16 protein-coding genes are annotated in these 19,393 nt (G+C 70.7%); 4 read left to right on the top strand and 12 right to left on the bottom strand.

What is annotated here, in order from left to right; genetic code table 11:
* Nucleotides 1-377: 377 nt before the first annotated feature.
* Entirely contained in the window at nucleotides 378-1,367 is a 990-nt protein-coding gene (locus AB0J93_RS12355) for a D-alanine--D-alanine ligase (protein ID WP_363921048.1), read from the bottom strand.
* A gap of 8 nt (nucleotides 1,368-1,375) precedes the next feature.
* Complete coding sequence (locus tag AB0J93_RS12350) at nucleotides 1,376-2,689, bottom strand: PLP-dependent aminotransferase family protein (RefSeq protein WP_363921046.1); 1,314 nt, start codon at nucleotides 2,687-2,689, stop codon at nucleotides 1,376-1,378.
* 318 nt (nucleotides 2,690-3,007) lie between these two features.
* Here AB0J93_RS12350 and AB0J93_RS12345 point away from each other — a divergent pair, with 318 nt between their 5' ends.
* Entirely contained in the window at nucleotides 3,008-3,673 is a 666-nt protein-coding gene (locus tag AB0J93_RS12345; protein WP_099848413.1) for a GNAT family N-acetyltransferase, read from the top strand.
* A 67-nt stretch (nucleotides 3,674-3,740) separates the two neighbouring features.
* On the opposite strand, the gene AB0J93_RS12340 is transcribed toward AB0J93_RS12345, so the two are convergent.
* The 7 genes from AB0J93_RS12340 to murJ all read right to left on the bottom strand — a co-directional run bounded on the left by AB0J93_RS12340 (nucleotide 3,741) and on the right by murJ (nucleotide 12,270).
* A complete protein-coding gene (locus AB0J93_RS12340; RefSeq protein ID WP_363921043.1) occupies nucleotides 3,741-4,907 on the bottom strand; it encodes an N-acetylmuramoyl-L-alanine amidase in 1,167 nt (388 codons plus the stop codon).
* 210 nt (nucleotides 4,908-5,117) lie between these two features.
* On the bottom strand, nucleotides 5,118-5,441 hold the full coding sequence (trxA, locus tag AB0J93_RS12335; protein WP_164448776.1) for a thioredoxin: 324 nt from the start codon (nucleotides 5,439-5,441) through the stop codon (nucleotides 5,118-5,120).
* Nucleotides 5,442-5,472: 31 nt separating this feature from the next.
* Complete coding sequence (gene trxB / locus AB0J93_RS12330; protein WP_363921041.1) at nucleotides 5,473-6,423, bottom strand: thioredoxin-disulfide reductase; 951 nt, start codon at nucleotides 6,421-6,423, stop codon at nucleotides 5,473-5,475.
* A 174-nt stretch (nucleotides 6,424-6,597) separates the two neighbouring features.
* A complete protein-coding gene (locus tag AB0J93_RS12325; RefSeq protein ID WP_363921039.1) occupies nucleotides 6,598-7,707 on the bottom strand; it encodes a hypothetical protein in 1,110 nt (369 codons plus the stop codon).
* Entirely contained in the window at nucleotides 7,704-8,444 is a 741-nt protein-coding gene (sigM, locus tag AB0J93_RS12320; RefSeq protein ID WP_363921037.1) for an RNA polymerase sigma factor SigM, read from the bottom strand. Before sigM ends, AB0J93_RS12325 begins: the two co-directional genes overlap by 4 nt.
* A 34-nt stretch (nucleotides 8,445-8,478) precedes the next feature.
* On the bottom strand, nucleotides 8,479-10,077 hold the full coding sequence (locus AB0J93_RS12315) for a protein kinase family protein (protein ID WP_363921035.1): 1,599 nt from the start codon (nucleotides 10,075-10,077) through the stop codon (nucleotides 8,479-8,481).
* A 441-nt stretch (nucleotides 10,078-10,518) separates the two neighbouring features.
* Nucleotides 10,519-12,270 (bottom strand): murein biosynthesis integral membrane protein MurJ, encoded by a 1,752-nt coding sequence (gene murJ, locus AB0J93_RS12310; protein ID WP_363921033.1) that lies wholly within the window; start codon nucleotides 12,268-12,270, stop codon nucleotides 10,519-10,521.
* Nucleotides 12,271-12,397: 127 nt separating this feature from the next.
* Between murJ and AB0J93_RS12305 the strand changes: the two genes are divergently transcribed.
* The 3 genes from AB0J93_RS12305 to AB0J93_RS12295 all read left to right on the top strand — a co-directional run bounded on the left by AB0J93_RS12305 (nucleotide 12,398) and on the right by AB0J93_RS12295 (nucleotide 16,729).
* Entirely contained in the window at nucleotides 12,398-13,858 is a 1,461-nt protein-coding gene (locus AB0J93_RS12305; RefSeq protein WP_363921031.1) for a CCA tRNA nucleotidyltransferase, read from the top strand.
* Between the two features lie 249 nt (nucleotides 13,859-14,107).
* Nucleotides 14,108-16,147: a S8 family serine peptidase gene (locus tag AB0J93_RS12300; RefSeq protein WP_363921029.1), complete on the top strand. Its 2,040-nt coding sequence runs from the start codon at nucleotides 14,108-14,110 to the stop codon at nucleotides 16,145-16,147.
* 102 nt (nucleotides 16,148-16,249) lie between these two features.
* A complete protein-coding gene (locus AB0J93_RS12295) occupies nucleotides 16,250-16,729 on the top strand; it encodes a methylated-DNA--[protein]-cysteine S-methyltransferase (RefSeq protein ID WP_363921027.1) in 480 nt (159 codons plus the stop codon).
* On the opposite strand, the gene AB0J93_RS12290 is transcribed toward AB0J93_RS12295, so the two are convergent.
* From AB0J93_RS12290 to AB0J93_RS12280, 3 genes are all read right to left on the bottom strand, one after another.
* The gene (locus AB0J93_RS12290) at nucleotides 16,730-17,395 is read right to left on the bottom strand and encodes a hypothetical protein (protein WP_363921025.1); all 666 of its coding nucleotides are present in this window, start codon (nucleotides 17,393-17,395) and stop codon (nucleotides 16,730-16,732) included.
* A 163-nt stretch (nucleotides 17,396-17,558) separates the two neighbouring features.
* A complete protein-coding gene (locus tag AB0J93_RS12285; protein ID WP_363921527.1) occupies nucleotides 17,559-18,638 on the bottom strand; it encodes an inositol-3-phosphate synthase in 1,080 nt (359 codons plus the stop codon).
* A 23-nt stretch (nucleotides 18,639-18,661) separates the two neighbouring features.
* Nucleotides 18,662-19,300 carry a PadR family transcriptional regulator gene (locus AB0J93_RS12280; protein ID WP_093409356.1) on the bottom strand — a complete coding sequence of 213 codons (639 nt, stop codon included), beginning with the start codon at nucleotides 19,298-19,300 and terminating at the stop codon, nucleotides 18,662-18,664.
* Nucleotides 19,301-19,393 lie beyond the last annotated feature (93 nt).

Raw genomic sequence — 19,393 nt, 5'->3', positions numbered from 1 at the left:
ACGGACCGCGCCGACCGCTCTGACCGCGCCGACCGCTCTGACCGCGCCGACCGCTCTGACCGCGCCGACCGCTCTGACCGCGCCGACCGCTCTGACCGCGCCGACCGCTCTGACCGCGCCGACCGCTCTGACCGCGCCGACCGCTCTGACCGCGCCGACCGCTCTGACCGCGCAGACCGCTCTGACCGCGCAGACCGTCGGCTTCAGCCCGCCCGCCCACCGATCCCCGAGTAGGGCGATCGGTGGGCCGGGGTCTGAACGCGACCGCGATCAGTCAGAGATCCGGCGGCCCGGTCGGTGTGGCGCCGAATTGACCATCGCCCGCTTCTGCGCGGAGGGTCAGCGGGTACCGGTGGACGTTGTGCCGGCTGGCGAGATCAGCGGGCCGCGGCGCGGGCGACCAGGTTGCCGATCACGCCTCCGAAGTCGAGACCGGCTGCCTGTACCGCGAGCGGCAGCAGCGACGTCTCGGTCATGCCCGGAGAGACGTTGACCTCAAGCACGTGCGGCTGACCGGTCGAGTCGACGATCAGATCGACCCGGCTGAGGTCGCGCAGGCCGAGGGCGGTGTGGGCGGCCAGGGCGACCTGGGCCACCGATTCGGCGACGGTGGGTTCCAGGCGGGCCGGGGTGTGCCAGGTGGTCCGGCCCGCGGTGTAGCGGGCCGCGTAGTCGTACACCCCGTTGCGGGGCACGATCTCCACCGCCGGTAGCGCCTGCGGACCGTCTCCCAGGTCGACCACGGAGACCGCCACGTCCATGCCCGGAACGTACTGTTCGACGAGCGCCGTCGAGTCGTACGCGAAACAACCCACCATGGCGGCCGGCAGCGACGCCGCGTCCCGGACCACGGCGGCGCCCAGGCCGGAACCACCCTGGGCCGGCTTCACCATGAGCGGTAGCCCCAACCGGTCGACGATGCGGTCCAGCACGGCCACCGCGCCGAGTTCGCTGAACCGGTCGTGTGGCAGGGCGACCCAGTCGGGGGTGGCGATGCCGGCCTCCCGCAGCACGGCCTTCGCCGACGGCTTGTCCCAGGCGAGGCGGGAAGCCCGAGCGTCACATCCGACGTACGGCACGCCGCACAGGTCCAGAACGCCGCGCAGCGACCCGTCCTCGCCGGTGGCGCCGTGCAGGGCGATCACCACGGCGTCGGGTGGGTCTGCGGTCAGGGCCGGCAGCAGGGCGACGTCGGCGTCGCGAAGCTCGGCCTGCATTCCGACGGCGCGCAGCGCGTCGAGTACCCGGCGGCCCGAGCGCAGCGACACGTCACGCTCGTACGACAGACCACCGGCGAGCACGAGCACGTGGAGATCGGTGGTCTCGGGGCCCGACACGGCGGGTTCTTCGGCAGCGGTGACACCCATGCCGGGCATCATGCCAAGTCTGGTCCTGGCGCGTCCCAGCCGGTCCGGCCTCGCCGGGTACCGGGCCCGCCGACCGCGCCGAACACCCGTCGCATGGCGATGTCCTGTTCCATCACGCTGGCCAACCGGCGCACCCCCTCCCTGATCCGCTCCGGCGGCGGGAACGAGAAGTTGAGCCGCATGTGACCGTTGCCGCTGCCGTCGGCGTAGAAGCCGGTGCCGGGCACGTACGCCACCCGCGCGGCGATGGCCCGGGGCATCATGGCCTTCGAGTCCAGCCCGTCGGGCAGCGTGGCCCAGACGAACAGCCCGCCGCCGGGCACCGTCCAGCGGGTGTCGGCCGGCATCAGGTCCTCCAGTGCGGTGAGCATCGCGTCCCGCCGCTCCCGGTAGACCTCCCGGTAGACCTTCAGCTGCTCACGCCAGGGCATGGTGCCGAGGTAGGTGCTGACGGCGGCCTGCGCGTACGCGCTGGGGCAGAGGATCTGTGCCTCACTGGCGATCACCAGCTTGTCGCGTACCGCGTGTGGCGCAAGGATCCAACCGACCCGCAGCCCCGGCGCGAAGGTCTTGGAGAACGTGCTGAGATAGAAGACGCCGTCCCGACGCCGCGCCCGCAGTGGCGCGGGCGCCTCGCTCTCGAAGCCCAACTGGCCGTACGGGTCGTCCTCGACCACCAGCAGCCCGGCGCGCTCGCAGATGTCGAGGACCTGTTCGCGCCGCTGCTCCGTGAGCGTCACGCCGGTCGGGTTCTGGAAGGTGGGGATGGTGTAGAGGAATTTGACCCGGCGTCCGGCCCGGGCCTGCTCCGCGATGGCGAGCTCCAGCGCCGCCGGGATCAGCCCGTCGTCGTCCATGGGCACGTGTACGACCTGCGCCTGGGCGGCCTGGAACACCCCGAGTGCACCGACGTAGGTCGGCCCCTCGGCGAGCACCACGTCACCCGGGTCCAGGAAGAGGCGGGCCACCAGGTCGAGCGCCTGCTGCCCACCGACTGTCACCACCACGTCCTCCGGAGAGGCCCCACAGGCCGCGTCGATGCCGGAGAGCGCCATCACCTCGCAGATTCGCTCCCGCAACTCCAGGGTGCCCTGACCGATGCCGTACTGCAGGGTCGTGCTGCCATGCTCGGCACCGAGCCGGCCAAGCATCTCGCCGACCGCGTCCAGCGGCAGCGCGGCAATGTACGGCGCGCCACCGGCGAGGGAGACGACCTCCGGTCGACTGGCCACCGCGAACAGGGCCCTGATCTCCGAGGCGGTCATTCCCCGGACCCGCCGGGCGTACCTGTCGGTGTAGTCGTCGAGTGTCGTGCCGGTCATCACATCACCCCGATGGCTGCTCGGACGGCTCCGGTCCCGGATACCCCGGACAACGGCGACCATGGCGGTACGGCGCGCCGAGTGTCGATCCTAGCCGCCGTACGTCGTCCGACGCTCCCTCGATTATTCGGGCGTCCACATGCCGGACCGGCGGCCCACGCCCCTGAGGTGGACGTTCACGCTTAGTCTCCCCTGTCGGCGATCGGCGGCGTACGATCGCTCGTCGGGGGCAGGAACACGGCGGTGCCGTCCGGGCCGCTGCGGCGGCGGTGCCGCCCTGGCCGGTCCCACCTCCGAGCCTAGTGTGGGGAAGCGCCAATGTCGCGACGTCTGGTCAGCCTGACCCTGGACACCCTGGAGGACCTGCCCCGTCCCTGCCGGCAGTGCGTCTACTGGGAGCTTGATCCGGTTTCCGCGGACCGCGCCTGCGCTGCTGGCGACCCTGGGCTGGAGAAGGAGGCGTGGGTCTCGCAGACCCTGCTGGAATGGGGTTCCTGCGGCAAGCTGATCTACGTCGACGGCATGCCGGCCGGCTTCGTCATGTACGCCCCGCCGGCCTACGTTCCCCGGTCGATGGCCTTTCCGACCTCTCCGGTCTCCGCCGACGCGGCGCTGCTGATGACCGCGAACGTGGTGCCCGCGTTCTCCGGCGGCGGCCTCGGCCGGATGCTGGTACAGGGCGTGGCCCGCGATCTGACCAAGCGCGGGATCAAGGCGATCGAGGCGTTCGGCGACGCGAAGTTCGGTGACTCCGCCGATCCGGGCGGAGCGTGCGTGGCACCCGCCGACTTCTTCCTCTCGGTGGGCTTCAAGACGGTTCGACCGCATCCACGGTTTCCGCGGCTGCGGCTGGAACTGCGGACGGCGTTGAGCTGGAAGTCCGACGTCGAGTACGCGCTGGAGAAGCTGCTCGGCTCGATGAGCCCGGAGTCGCTGCTACGTCCGGTCCGACCGACGCCGGCCACCCGTTCCACGGCCGGCTGACCGCGCCCGGCGCCCTGACCGGTCGACGTCGAACCGACGCGAGGAGCGGCCTTGGCGGGCGGACGGCTCAGTCCACCACGGTGCCGGCGGCGACCGCCGCCCGCAGTTCGCTGACGTCGATCGAGCCGGTCGGGACGTCGCGTTCGATCGGCAGGTACATCCGCTGTACCGCGGCCACCATCGCCTCCACCAGCTTGTCCCGGAACCGGGGACCGATCAGCCGTTCCCGGTCGGTCGGTGAGGTGAGGTAGCCGACCTCGACGCGGACCGCCGGCATCCGGGTGATCCGGAGCAGATCCCACGCCTTGGCATGGGTGTGGCAGTCCCGCAGCCCGGTACGCGCCACGATCTCCCGCTGGACCAGCCCGGCCAGGCGTTCGCCGGTCGCCGAGGTCACCCCGTTGTCGGTGCCGTAGTGGTACGTGGCGACGCCCTCGGCCATCGGGTTGGCGTGGCCGTCCGTGTGCAGCGAGATGAACACGTCGGCGCCGAGCGAGTTGGCCAGTTGCGCCCGGTCGATGTCGGGCAGGCAGGTCTCCGGCGACGGTCCTCGGGTGAGTTGCACCCGTACCCCGGACGCGGCGAGGCGCCCCTCCAGCCGGCTGGCCAGATCGTGCATCAGATCCGCCTCGGTCCAACGCAGCGGGCCGTCCGCCACCACGACGCCCGGGTCGGTCCCGCCGTGGCCCGGGTCGATCACCACGGTCCGGCCGACCAGGGTCGGGCCGGACTGTCGGATGGCGTCGGACTCGCGCAACCACTGCGGCCGGCCGCCGACCACCTTGCGGCCGAGCCGGCGCAGGGCACCCATGGTGTGCGGGCCGCAGGTGCCGTCGGGGACCAGTCCCACCTCACGCTGGAACTGCGCCACCGCCCGGGACGTGCGGAGGCCGTAGATGGCGTCCGCCCGGCCGGTGTCGTATCCCATCTCCAGCAGCCGTTCCTGTAGCGACCGGACATCCTCGCCGGTGAGCGGGACCGGCACCGCGTGGTAGAGGGTGCGGGCGCCCAGCCGCCACCGGGCGGCGTCGAGGGCCCGCCAGGTCTCGGCACCGACCCGCCCGTCGACGCTGAGTCCCCGCGACTGCTGGAACGCGCGGACCGCCCGTTCGGTCGCCGGGTCGAACTCGTCGCTGTGTGGACCGGTCGCCTTCGACAGCAGGTCGAGGCCGGTCAACACCGCACGGATCTCGGTCACTGCGGGTCCCCGGTCACCGGGACGGATCGGACGCACGCACGACCCCCTCTGCACGGTCGGTGGCTGCCGGGCCCCGCCGACGACGGGTGGGTGTCGTTGGCGGGGGCCAGGTGCTCACCGGCGTCCGGCGGCCCCGGTTCGAGGTTATGCGCTAGGCGATCCGCTGGGGTGGTGGGCGGCGAAAAACGCGTCGACCCCGTGCCGGGCTCACCGGCACGGGGTCGACGGCGACGTCGTCGCTGGGGGTCAGAGCGCCGATTCGATCAGCTTGACCAGTTCGCCCTTGGGCTTGGCGCCGGCGATCGACTGCACCGGCTCACCGTTCTTGAACACGGTGAGGGTCGGCACCGACATCACGCGGTACGTCCGGGCGGTCTCCGGGTTCTCGTCGATGTTGAGCTTGACGATGCTGACCTGGTCGCCCATCTCGCCGGCGATCTCCTCCAGCAGCGGCGACACCTTGCGGCACGGCCCGCACCACTCGGCCCAGAAATCCACCAGGACCGGCTTGTCGGACTTCAGCACGTCTGCGGCGAAGCTCGCGTCGGTGACCGACTTGGTTGCTCCCACTGTTGACCCCTCCTCCTCCGTTGTGTCTGGTTCAGCCCTTGGGCAGCGTGGCGATGAAGCGTTCCGCGTCCAGAGCGGCCGCGCAGCCGGTCCCGGCTGCGGTGATCGCCTGCCGGTACGTGTGGTCGACCAGGTCACCGGCGGCGAAGACACCGGGGATGCTGGTCCGGGTGCTGGGGGCCTGCACCTTCACGTACCCCTCGTCGTCCATCTCCACCTGCCCGCGGAACAGTTCGCTGCGTGGGTCGTGGCCGATCGCCACGAACACGCCGGTGACGTCGAGCACCTTGGCCTCGCCGGTGTGGACGTTGCGCACCCGTACGCCGGAGACCTTGCCGTCCGCGCCGAGCACCTCCTCCACCACGGTGTTCCACTCGACCTTGATCTTGTCGTTGCCCAGCGCCCGCTCGGCCATGATCTTGCTTGCCCGGAACGAATCGCGGCGGTGCAGGATCGTCACCGAGTCGGCGAAGCGGGTCAGGAAGCTGGCCTCCTCCATCGCCGAGTCGCCGCCACCAACGACCACGATGTGCTGGTTGCGGAAGAAGAAGCCGTCACAGGTGGCGCAGGAGGAGACACCGTGGCCGAGGTACTCCTGCTCGCCGGGTACGCCGAGCGGGCGCCAGGCGGAACCCGTGGCGAGGATCACGGCCCGGGCGGGGTACGCGGTCTCCCCGACCCAGACGGTGCTCAGCGCACCGGGGTGACCGGTGTCGGTCAGCTCGACCCGGGTGACGTCGTCGGTCAGGAATTCGGCACCGAACCGCTCGGCCTGCTTGCGCATGTTGTCCATCAGCTCGGGGCCGAGAATGCCGTCGGCGAAACCGGGGAAGTTCTCCACCTCGGTGGTGGTCATCAACGCGCCACCGGACTGCACACCCTCGATCACCAATGGCCTGAGGTTGGCGCGTGCCGCGTAGACCGCCGCCGTGTAGCCGGCCGGCCCGGAGCCGATGATGACCAGGTTGCGGACCTCGTCCACTGCCGTCTCCCAATCGTGTTGACTGTCGTCACCGGCGTACGGGCCGATGCCGATCCGAGTGCCGACGCGGCGGCAACTGATGTGCAGAACGTCATCGTACGAAGCGGGAATTCCCGAGCCGGTCACCCGGTGGGTCAGGTCACGTGGACGGTCAAAAGTCCGGTGACCGCAGGATCACCCTACCCGCGTACGGTAGCGGGCGTCCGAGCCGGACCCGGGTACGCCGCACTCCGGGCCACTGACCCACGCCCAGCTCGTGCCGGAGGCGTCGGTGAACTGAAGGACCAGCGCCGGCAGCCCCTGGAAGCGGGCATAGTCGATGACCTCGAAGACCAGCGGTCCTCCGCTGTGCTCCGCACCGATCTCCGCGAGGCAGGCGCTCAACGCCGTCTGGTCGCCGAGCCGGGAAAGGTCGCCCGGGGCGGGGAGGCGCTCCTGGTTCTCCGCGCCGAGCCCCGGATCACCACCGCTGGAGAACTGCCTGACGCTCGGCGTCATGCGGGCCAGTGCCTCCGGCGTGTAGTCGGTGTCGCTGCGCTGAGGAGCGCCGACCACGCGGTACGGATCGCCGGTCGCCGCGGTGGCACGTTCGGGTGCCGATCGGGTGGCGGGCTGCCCGGCGGACTCCTGCGGGTACGCGTGCGGCACCACGGGACTGGCGGCCCGATCGTTCAGGGCGGTGTCGGTGGCGACGTCGTCCCCCCCGCCGGGCTGGAACAGCTGGAGCGCGCCCAGCCCGACCACGGCGGCGGCGGCGAGGGCAACCGGCCCGGCCACGCGGGCCCAGCGGCGACGTCGCCGACCCGGCCGCGACGACGAGGACCGATCCTGTCCCGGCCGCAGCGGCCCGCCGGGCCGACGGGGACCGCCAAGCGGCTGGGCTGGTACGAGCGTCACCTTCCCGCCGGCCGGCTCCGAGCCGGGGTCGTCGACAGCCGGAGCCGGGTCCCGGGTGGCCGCTGCGGCACGCTCCGGGTCCTCGGACGCCGCTGGGGTGGGCGTGACCTCGGCGGTGGGTGCGGCGGGCGGTTCCGCCGCGGCGAGGGCGGCGCTGATCCGGTCGGTGATCTCTGGCGGAAGCTCCAGTGTCGGCTCACCCCACTCGGCCAGCTCGGTGCGGACGCTGTCGACGGCCGGGGCCAGGAGAGCGTGGGCGCGGGTCCAGGTCGGGTCCTGCGCCACCAGCCGGGCGATCTCAGCGTGCTCGGGGGTGCCGTCCAACGCGCCACCGAGGTAGTCGGCGAGCAGGTCGTGGTCGACCTCGCTGAACTCCCCGGTACTCACGCTTCCTCCTGCTGGTTGGCGGCCGGCCGGGACCGCCCCGACCCCGATCGGACGCCCGATCGTTCCTTCGGGTTCCCGCCGGTGACCTCCGGCACGTCCGGCCGGGAAACGGTCGCCGGCCCGGTGCCGGGTCGCAGGTGGCCGAGCGTGACCGCGAGCCGGGCACGGCCCCGCGCGCAGCGACTCTTGACCGTCCCCTCGGCGACCCCGAGGATCCGCGCGACCTCGGCTACCGGATAGCCCTGCACGTCCACCAGGACCAGGGCGGCCCGCTGCTCCAGCGGCAACGAGGCCAGGGCATCCCGGACGACCATCGCGGTGTCGTGGTCGGGTACCGGTGCGGCCGGCTCGACGCCGCCGGTGGCCGGACCGTCCTCCGGGCCGTGTATCCCGTCGGGCAACGGCACCGTCGGGTGGGCCCGCCGACGGCGGAGCCGGTCGAGGCAGGCGTTGACCACGATCCGGTGCAACCAGGTGGTGACCGCCGAGTCGCCCCGGAACCGGTCGGCCGCGCGATGGGCGGACAGCAGCGCGTCCTGGAGGGCGTCCGCGGCCTCCTCACGGTCGCCGAGCGTACGCAGGGCGACCGCCCAGAGCCGGTCCCGGTGCCGGCGGAACAGCTCGCCGAAGGCGTCCCGGTCACCGGTGACGTGGGCGCGCAGCAGATCGAGGTCGCTGACCGTGTCGTCCACGGGAGCGGCGCCCGTGTGGTTGCGTCCGGCGTCGCGTACCTCCATCACCCGACCCGGTGGCTGCCGCCGTGCTGGCGTCTCATGACCCCTGGACCGTGATTTCCTGCACCCCGACCTTGAAGCCGCCTCCGTTCGGCGGCAGCTCGGTGATCCAGAACAGCAGGTAGCGGTACTTCTGGTCAGCGTCGAAGCCGTCAAAGGTCATCGTGGTGCCGTCGTGTGCCTCGAAGGGCTGACCGATCTTGTTCTTCAGGTACGACGTGAGGACCTCATCGTCGCCCGAACTGGACGACGGGGCGTCGATCGTGCCGGTGAGCAGCTCCGCCGAGGCACCCCGGTCGGAGAGGTTGACCTGTACCGACTTGACGGTCCGCTCGGTGCCGAGGTCGATCCAGACGCCCATGCCCCGCTTGAGGTTGCCGAAGTTGCTGCGGTTGTAGGTCTCCGTGGACCAGCCCTCGTCCTGGTCGCCGTCGAAGACCTTTTCGGCGTCGCGGACCTCGCTCCGGTTGTTGCTGTCCGGGTCGATGATCCGCGCACCGCTGATCTTGAGGTTCCGGACTGCGGGCGCTGCGGGCTCCTCGCTCACCGGCGCGCTCGATGTCGGCGCCGCAACCGGATTGGTCTGCGGGTCCCCGTCGTCGTCGCCGAGGGTGCTGATCCCGATCAGCAGCCCGATCAGGGCCACCGTCAGCAGTCCGGCGATGCCCAGGGCGACCTTCCGCCCGCCGGCCGCGGCCAACGGTGACGGTTCCTCGCCGGTCTCGCCGGTGAACCGCAGCGGGCCGCTGTTGTCGAGGTAGTCGTCGTCGGGCACGTCGAGCCGGGCCAACTCCGCCGTCAGGACGTCCGACGGGGGCGGGGCGATCTCGGCGTCGAGCAGATCCATTGTCAGGTCGTCCAGGTAGGCCGGCACACCGGCCCGGACCTGACGGGGCGCCGCCACGGCCCCGTTGGCGTCGCGTACCGCATCGGGAATGGCTGCTCGACCGTGCCCGGCGGTGGCACCGCGCAGCGGCGCCTCGGCGTGCGGCCAGTAGCCGGTCATCGCGAAGTAGAGGATGCCGCCGACGGCGCGGACGTCGCTCTCCTGGCTGTCGTCACCGTCGGTGCGGGCGTCCGCGAGCACCACCCGGCCGTCATCGCTGATCATCACCGTGCCGGGGTGCACGTTGCCGTGCACCATGCCGGTGGCGTGCACGGCGGCCAGGGCGCTGGCGACGGAGTTACCGACGGCGGTCGCGCGGGCGGCGTCCAACGGCCCGCCCGCGACCAGGTCCCGCAGGGACTGACCGTCGACCCACTCGCGTACCACGTAGGCCCGCTCGGCCTCGTCGATGGCGTCGTACACGCCGACCAGGTTGGGGTGGACGACGCGGCTGGCGGCGACAGCTGCCTGAAGCATCTCGGTGGCGGAATTGCCCCCCGGGTAGCGCATGACGACCGCAACGGGCCGGCGCAGCACGACGTCGACCCCACGCCAGACCAATCGGCCCGCGCTGTCGTTGTTGATGTGCTCGACCAGTTCGTAACGTTCGGCGAGGATCTCACCGGCCGTCGGAGCACCGAAGGTCATGACCGGCGGAGTGGTCTCGTCCGCGTCCTGACCCTCGCCGACCTGGGTCACCCGTCCTCCCTCGGTGATCGTGTCGATCGATGGACCCGCGCTGCTGGGCATCTGCTTCCCGCTCCGCCTTCGTCTGGTACCGGCCGGCCGGTCGCAGCACGGTGCCGCGCGCCGGTGTCTGCCGTACCCGTCGAGTGCGACCTTACCCGGGATGGCCCGGTCCCCGACATGTCATCTTCCCGCCGTCCGGTGACGGCGTAGTCAGCAGTCGGCGGACTTGTCCTGTTACCACCGTTGTCGGCCACGTTGCTGGTACATGTACCAGCCAATCTAGAGGTTGACCACAACCGGCTCCGGCTGGGGCGGAACCGGTCGCGTCGGCGGGTTCGGCAGCGCCCGATTCCCCGTCAATCGGCCGGGCATACTCGGCCGTCCGGTTGGTTATCCACAGGCTGATCCGCTAGCTGAGCGGCGGCGCGCGGAGTTATCCACAGGGACGTCCCCAGCCTGGTGATCCGCGGTCACTCTGGGTGTACGGCAGGGTGGGCAGGTTCAGCGGCCGAGCCGGCGGCGGACCATGCCGACCACCTCGGTGATCTCGGAGATCCGCAGCACGGTCGCCAGGCCGAGGTAGGTACCGCCGATCACCGCGCCACCAACCAGTAGCTGCGCGATCGCCTCCAAGCGCGTCGGCGTGTCGTCGCCCGGCAGTAGGGCCACCACCACCAGGCCGGCCAGGGCGGCACCAAGCGCCGCGACGGCAACCCGGCCGAGGGTACGCAGGATCGCGCCCAGCCCGATGCGGCCGACCCGGGGGCGCAGCAGCCAGGCGGAGGCGATCGCCGCAGCCAGATACGAGATCGCGTTACCGATCATCATCCCCGCGCCGACGAAGCTTGCCGAGAAGATCGCGAACAGGGCGATCTGCACCGCGATCCGGAGCACCACGACCGGGATGTTGATCAGTGCCGGGGTGCGGGTGTCCGGCAGCGCGTAGAAGGCGAAGGTGAACAACTGGCTGATGGCGAAGGGCACCAACGCGAGCGCGGCAGCCAGCAGCACCAGGGACGTCGCGGTGGCGTTGTCGTCGGTGAACGCACCCCACCGGAACAACGTGAACGCGATCGGGGTGGCCAGCACGGCGTAGCAGACGGCGATCGGGGCGAGTACGGCCGACACGGTCCGGGTCCCCCGGGACAGGTCGGCGGCGAGGTCGGCGTACCGGCCGTCGGCGGCGGCGGCACTCATCCGAGGCATCAGGGCGGTGATGATCGACACCGCGATGATGCCGTGCGCGGTCATCAGCAGCAGGAAGACGTTGTTGTAGATCAGCGGGCCGGCGGCGTTCTCCTTGCCGGCGCGGTTCAGCAGATTGAACAGCACGATGAGGCCGAGCTGGCTGACCGCCACATAGCAGATCATCCAGGCGCCGAGCCGCCCCAGCTCGGCCAGGCCGAGCTTGCGGAAGTCGAAGCGGAGCTTCCACCGGAAGCCGACCCGGCGCAGTGCCGGCAACAGACCGGCGACCTGGATGGCCACGCCGATCAGCGTGCCGCCGCCGATGAGCAGGACCCGCCCGGTCGTCATGTCCTCGGGCCCGACGATCTCGGCACCGAAGATCGCGATGTAGAGCCCGGCGGTACCGATGACGACCAGGTTGTTCAGGATCGGTGCCCACATCGGCGCGGCGAAGTGGCCCCGGGTGTTGAGGACCGCGCTGATCAGCGCGCTCAGGCCGGAGAAGAAGATCATCGGCAGCATCAGCCGGGCCAGCGCGGTGACCAGTTTGGAGTAACCGTCAGCGGACTCGTCCGCGCCGTACAGCCAGGTCAACGGCGCGGCGAGAGCGACCGCGAGCACGGCGGCGACACCCAGCGCGAGCACCGCCAGGGTCAGCAAGCGCTGCGCGTAAGCCTGGCCACCGTCGGCGTCCGCCTTTCGCCGACGCACCAGCACCGGGATCAGCACGCTGGTGAGGATGCCGCCGAGCAGGAACTCGTAGACCATCCCCGGCAGGATCTGGGCAGTGGTGTAGGCGTCGCCCACCAACGCACCACCGAGGGCGGCACCGATGACCAGATTTCGTAGGAAGCCGGTACCTCTGCTGACCAGGCTGCCCAGGGCCATGATTGCGCTGTTGGCGGCGGCGCTGCCCTCCGCCACCTGCTCCTGCGGGGGTGCGGTCGACTCCATCGCGGGTTGGTTGAGTGGCTCGGCGGAGATGAACGTGGCTCCGTCACCGGGCCGGCCGCCGGGCGCGCCGCCCTGCTGGGCGTTCGCGCTGCGGTAGAGCCCGCCGCTCATCTGTTGCCTCCAAAGGGGTAAGCCGGAGCCGGCACCGGCCCACACGCCACAGACCTTAGTCAACCCCCGCCGGTTACCCGCGCCCGGCGGAGGAGATGCCGGTCAGGACCGATAGGCTGCGGATCCGATGTCCGAAGCCGCCGCATCCCACGCCACCGACCGCCGCGATCTCACCGCCGCGCAGCGCAACGCCGTCGCCGAACTGCTCCGGGTCTCCCCGGTGGCCGACGAGTTGGGCCGCCGGTTCGCCGCCGCCGGTCACGAACTGCACCTCGTGGGCGGTTCGGTACGCGACGCCCTGCTCGGCCGGCTCGGTGAGGATCTCGACTTCTGCACCGACGCACACCCCGACCAGACGCTTGACATCGTGCGGGGCTGGGCCGAGGCGATCTGGGAGACCGGGCGCGAGTTCGGCACCATCGGCTGCCAGCGTGGCGGTCTGCGACTGGAGATCACCACCTTCCGCGCCGAATCGTACGACCAGGTCAGTCGTAACCCGGTGGTCGCCTACGGCACCAGCCTCGCCGAGGATCTGCGACGGCGGGACTTCACCGTCAACGCGATGGCGGTAAGTGTCCCCGAGCACCGGTTCACCGACCCGTACGGCGGCCTGGCCGACCTGGCCGCGAAGATCGTGCGTACCCCGGGCACGCCCGCCGAGTCGTTCGGCGACGACCCGCTGCGGATGCTGCGGGCCGCCCGCTTCGCCGCGCAGCTGCGCTTCGCGGTCCACCCGGACGTGCGGGCGGCGATGAGCAGGATGGCGACCGATCTGGACCGGATCACCGCCGAGCGGATCCGCGACGAGTTCACCAAGCTGCTCTGCGGCGCGGACCCGATCTCCGGCCTGCGGCTGCTTGTCGACACCGGCCTGGCCGAGCGCTTCCTGCCCGAGTTGACCGGGCTCAAGCTGGAGATCGACGAGCACGCCCAGCACAAGGACGTCTACGAGCACACCCTCACCGTGGTCCGAAACGCCGTCTCGTACGAGGAGGACGGGCCTGACTTCATCCTCCGGATGGCCGCGCTGATGCACGACGTGGGCAAGCCGGCGACGAAGGCGATCGGCCCGGACGGGCGGGTCAGCTTCCACCACCACGAGGTGGTCGGTGCCCGGCTGACCAAGGTGCGGATGAAGGCGCTGCGCTACCCCAAGGACGTCACGACGAAGGTGACCGCGCTCGTCGCGCTGCACCTACGCTTCTACGGGTACGGCCGGGGCGAGTGGACGGATTCGGCGGTGCGCCGGTACGTCACCGACGCCGGTGACCTGCTGCCCCGGCTGCACAAGCTGACCCGGTCGGACTGCACCACCCGCAACCGCCGGAAGGCGGCCCAGCTGGCGGCGGACTACGACGCGTTGGAGGAGCGGATCGCCCGGATCGCCGCCGAGGAGGACCTCGCCCGGGTCCGGCCCGACCTCGACGGAAACGCCATCATGGAGCTGCTGGGTGTGCCGCCCGGGCCGGTGGTGGGACGGGCCTGGAAGCACCTGAAGGACCTGCGGCTGGAGCATGGGCCGTTGGATCGTGACACGGCCGAGGCGGAGCTGCTGCGCTGGGCCCGCGACGAAGGCATCCGCGACTGACCAGCTACGCGAATTGATCGCGCCCGGTGCGCCCGGCCGCACCCCGAGGTCCATCGTGGCCCGTCCCAAGGCGACGGCCGTACGTCGAAACGCTCACGTCTCGACCGAACGGTGGACGCGGTGCCAGCGAGGTTCGTCCATGATGTTGGCACGTCCATCAGCCCGCTGCTTCGCAGTCGGAGGCGGGACGATCCACTATCCGGCCGACCGCCCACCGGGCCTGGTCGACGACCGACGGGGGCACATCCAGTGAATCGCCGTGGCGCACTGCGCCGCTCGGCGGCGGCGGGGCTCGCCCTCGCCACCGCCTCGTCCATCCTCACCGTCGTGACCGGCGGTGCCGCGATGGCCGCTCCGGCCGACCAGCCCCGCGCCGAGGTGCTCGGCACCAAGGGCGTCGGTGTCGTGCCGGACCGCTACATCGTCGTCCTCAAGGACCGGGGCGTGACCAAGAGCTCGGTTCGGGCCGCCGCCTCGGCGCTCACCGGCGCGAACGGTGGCACGGTCCGCCGGGTGTTCGGCAACGCCCTCAACGGTTACTCGGCCACCATGAGCCAGCGGCAGGCGGACAAGTTGGCCAGCCACCCCGACGTGGCCTACGTGGAGCAGGTCCGGCGGCTGTCGGCCAACAGCGGTTCGCAGAGCAGCCCGCCGTCCTGGGGCCTCGACCGCATCGATCAGGCCTCGCCGAAGTTGAACAGCACCTACAAGTACCCCAACACCGGTAGCTCGGTCACCGCGTACATCCTGGACACCGGGATCAACGTCGCCCACCAGGACTTCGGCGGCCGGGCCAGGCACGGTTACGACGCCATCGACTCCGACGAGGTCGCCCAGGACTGCAACGGCCACGGCACGCACGTCGCCGGGACCGTCGGCGGCACGAAGTACGGTGTCGCCAAGGGCGTCAAGCTCGTGGGCGTACGGGTGCTCGACTGCGACGGCTTCGGCACCACCGAGCAGGTCATCGCCGGCGTCGACTGGGTGACCGAGCACGCCCAGAAGCCGGCCGTGGCCAACATGAGCCTCGGTGACGTCGTGGCCGTCCCGTCCCTCGACGAGGCGGTGAACCGGTCCATCGCGTCCGGTGTCACCTATTCGATCGCGGCCGGTAACAGCTGGATGGACGCCTGCAAGGCGTCGCCGGCCCGGGTACCGGAGGCGATCACGGTGGGCGCGACCGACCGGATCAACATGCGGGCGTGGTTCTCGAACTACGGCAAGTGCCTGGACGTCTTCGCTCCGGGCGTGAGCATCGTCTCGGCGCGCCACAACAGCAACACCAGCAGCGCGGTGTTCAGCGGTACCTCGATGGCCGCTCCGCACGTGGCAGGCGCCGCGGCGCTGCTGCTGAACACCAATCCGGGTTGGACGCCGAGGCAGGTCCGGGATCGGATCGTCACCACCGGCCTGGCCGGCGGGGTGTACGACACGAAGGGTTCGATCGACCGGCTGCTGACCGTCGGCTCGGTCACGCCGACCCGCTACTCGCACGGCTTCAAGGCACGTTCCAACGGCAAGTTCGTCACCGCTGCCAGCAGCACCAAGCCGCTGGTGAACAACGGGACGAGCATGGGCACGGCGCAGCGATTCGACTTCGTCGACGCTGGCGGCGGCCTGGTCGCGCTGCGTTCCAGGGCCAACGGACGGTACGTGGTGGCGCCGAGCAACGGCACCAAGCCACTGATCGCCAGCCACAAGACGATCGTCACGTCGGCCAAGTACACAATCGTCAACCACACCGACGGCACGGTCAGCCTCAAGTCCAAGATCAATGGCAAGTACGTCACGGCGTCGACGTCCGGCAGCTCGTCGATGATGGCGAGCAGGACCTCCATCGGGACCAACGAGAAGTTCACCATCGACGCAGCGCCGCCGATCGTCAGCCTCAGGTCGAAGGCCAGCGGCAAGTACGTCGTGGCCGCCAGCAGCACGAAGCCGCTGGTCGCCAGCAGCACGACAGTCACCAAGGCGGCGAGGTTCGACGTCATCAACCAGGGTGACGGCTTCTTCGGTCTCCGGGCCCACGCCAACGGCAGGTACGTGACCGCGGCGAGCAAGGGCACCAAGCCGCTGGTCGCCAGCAGCACTTCGCGGGGTCTCTGGGAGACGTTCGACTTCGCCAACTACAACATCGACGGGACGATCTTCCTCAGGGCCAGCGACGGCCAGGCGGTCTCCGCCGGGTCGTCCGGCACCAGCCAACTGATCTCGAACAAGACCATCAAGTGGTCGTCCCCCGGCCTGGGGCTGGGCAACGGCGAGAGATTCACCGTCTCCACCGCCTGATCCGTCGCGACATGACCGGCGCCCGCCGGAGCTACCGAGCACTCGGACGCTCCGGCGGGCGTCGGCCTTTCCCGCCCCTGCTCACAGGTGGACAATGGCGAGATGCGTTGGACCGTGCTCGACTCACCGATCGGGGAATTCTCCGTGGCCACCGACGGGGACAGCGTCTGTGGGGCGCATTTCGGCCCGGTCGGTGACGGGACGACCGAGCCGGCCGACGAGACCTCCCGGCGGGCGGTGGCGGAGCTGCGCGCGTACTTCGCCGGGGAACTGACCGACTTCGGGGTGCCGGTGACCGTGCCGCGCGGCTCCGACTTCGAGCGGGCGGTGTGGCGGGAGATGACCCTCATTCCGTACGGCGAGACACTGACCTACGGTGAGGTGGCCCGGCGGGTCGGCGACCCCGGAGCGGCCCGAGCGGTCGGAGTGGCCTGCAACCGCAACCCCATCCCGGTGCTCGTGCCGTGTCACCGCATCATCGGGGCCGGCGGGAAGCTGGTCGGCTTCGGTGGTGGCCTGGACCGCAAGGTCAAACTACTGGAGCTGGAGGCCCGGGTGGCCCTGCAACGCGCCTGGTCCTGATCAGTCCGGAGCGGGCAGGCAGCCACCGTCGGCGATCCGGGCGCCGATCTCCACCGTGATGTCGTCCGGGCGGACGTTGCCGAAGACGCACGCCCGGCCGGTCCACCCCGCGAAGATCAGCCCGCCGCCGGGGCCGAGATCGAGGCGTCCAGGCGGTCTGACGACCACGTCGGTGAGGCCGGTGGCGGTCACCGCCCGCCGCACGGCCTCCTCGTCGGGCTCGTCCCGGCCGTCAGCGGTCAGCAGATTCAGGCCCTTGAGCACCTCGGTGGCACAGGCCCGAGCGCCGGCAGCCGTCTCGGGTTCGAGCGTGCCGCGCTGCCGGAAGGCGTCGTTGGCGGCCTGCTGACGGCGGAGCATCTCCTCGCGTACCCGTTCGTCGGCCATCGGATGTCCGGTGCCGGACGGTATCGGTGCGGTCGACGCGCCGGACGGGACCGGGGCTTTCGTCACGCCCTCCGGCGGTGCGGCCGCGGCGGCGACACAGCGGGCCTCGGCCACCGATGGCAGGGGGTTGGGCGGCACGACGTCTTGGTCCGACTCGGCTGCCGGACGGCTGCCCGGGACAGCGCAGGCGCACAGGCTGGTGGTCAGCAGCGTGCCCGTGAGTGCGGTGGCGATTCGGCGACCCGACCCGCGGGCGGGCGTAGCGTCGGTGAACGGCACGGCGATCAGCGTAACGTTCCACCATCGACGACGCGGCCCCGTGCGCCCGGCGGCGCTTGTGACGTCCACCCCGTACCCGGTGCGGCTGGCCTGAGCGGAGACGGCGAGGGCCGGGTCCGCGCGGACCCGGCCCTCGCCGGTGCTGCTGCTGGTGGTCGGCGCGTCAGCGCTCGACCTCGCCGGCGATGAACGCCTCGACGGCGGCGTGCGCGTCGTGGTCGGCGTACTGCACCGGCGGGGACTTCATGAAGTACGACGAGGCCGACAGGATCGGGCCACCGATCTTCCGGTCCAGGGCGATCTTGGCGGCCCGGACGGCGTCGATGATGACACCGGCCGAGTTCGGCGAGTCCCACACCTCGAGCTTCAGCTCGGCGTTGAGCGGCGTGTCACCGAACGAGCGGCCCTCCAGGCGGATGTACGCCCACTTGCGGTCGTCCAGCCACGGCACGTGGTCGGACGGGCCGATGTGCACGTCGCTCTTGGCCATCTCGTGCGGCACCTGGGAGGTCACCGACTGGGTCTTCGAGATCTTCTTCGAGACCAGGCGGTTGCGCTCCAGCATGTTCATGAAGTCCATGTTGCCGCCGAAGTTGAGCTGGTACGTCCGCAGCAGCTCGACACCCCGGTCCTCGAAGAGCTTCGCCAGGGCGCGGTGCACGATGGTGGCGCCGACCTGGCTCTTGATGTCGTCGCCGACGATCGGCAGGCCCGCGTCGGTGAACTTCTGCGCCCACTCCGGGTCGGAGGCGATGAAGACCGGCAGGGCGTTGACGAACGCGCAGCCGGCGTCGATCGCGGCCTGGGCGTAGAACTTGTCGGCCTGCTCCGACCCGACCGGCAGGTACGAGACGACCACGTCGACCTGCGCGTCGCGCAGCGCCTTGGCCACGTCGACCGGCGTGGCGTCCGACTCCTCGACGATCTCGCGGTAGTACTGGCCGAGGCCGTCGAAGGTCGGGCCGCGCTGCACGCTGACGCCGGTCGGCGGCACGTCGCAGAGCTTGATGGTGTTGTTCTCGCTGGCGACGATCGCCTCCGCGAGGTCCATGCCCACCTTCTTGGCGTCGACATCGAACGCCGCGACGAACTGCACGTCAGAAACGTGGTAGTCGCCGAAGGTGACGTGCATGAGACCCGGGACGCGGTCGTTGGGGTCGGCATTCCGGTAGTACTCGACGCCCTGTACCAGGGACGAGGCGCAGTTACCCACACCGACGATGGCGACGCGGACGGAGCCCATCGCGTGTGCCTCCTTCTTCTCTGTCACGGCCGCTCTGTCCTGGTCTCACCAGGCGGAGGCGGGCTGTTGTCTTGTCGTGGGCCGCCGGCCGTCCCGTCGTGCGGGACCGTCGGGGCACGGCCGGAGCGCTCGTTGGCGATGAGCTCCTCCAGCCAGCGGACCTCACGCTCACAGGCCTCCAGGCCGTGGCGCTGCAGCTCCAGGGTGTACGCGTCGAGGCGCTCGGCCGCCCGGCCCAGCATGTCGCGAAGGCCCTCGCGACGTTCCTCGATCGTGCGGCGGCGACCTTCCAAAATTCGAAGTCGGGTCGCCTGGTCGGTTCGGGAAAAGAACGCGAAGTGCACACCGAAGCCGGTGTCGCCGTACGTCTCCGGCCCGGTCTGTGCGATGAGCTGGGCGAAGCGTTCCTTTCCTTCCGCGGTGATTTCGTAGACCACCCGACCTCGTCGGCTGGTCAGCGCGGGAACCTCCTCGGCGGTGGCGGGTGTCTCGTCGGCCTCGGTGATCCATCCCGCCGCCTGCAGCCGGCGCAGGGTCGGATAGAGCGAGCCGTAACTGATGGCGGCGCGGATCGCCCCGAGCTTGGCGGTGAGCTCCTTGCGCAGCTCGTAGCCGTGCATCGGGGCCTCCTGCAGCAGGCCGAGGATGGCGAGTTCGAGCACTGGCCACCCTCCCTTTACCCTGTGCGTGAAGCGCTAACCGCCACGATGTATCGGACCGATACATCGCACCGTAGCGTCTCGTTCCAGTCTGGG

It is taken from the genome of Micromonospora sp. NPDC049374 (genome assembly GCF_040677165.1).
Taxonomy (GTDB): Bacteria; Actinomycetota; Actinomycetes; order Mycobacteriales; family Micromonosporaceae; genus Micromonospora.
The sequence above is the reverse complement of the archived record's forward strand: the minus strand, read 5'-3'. Positions and strand labels throughout refer to the sequence as shown.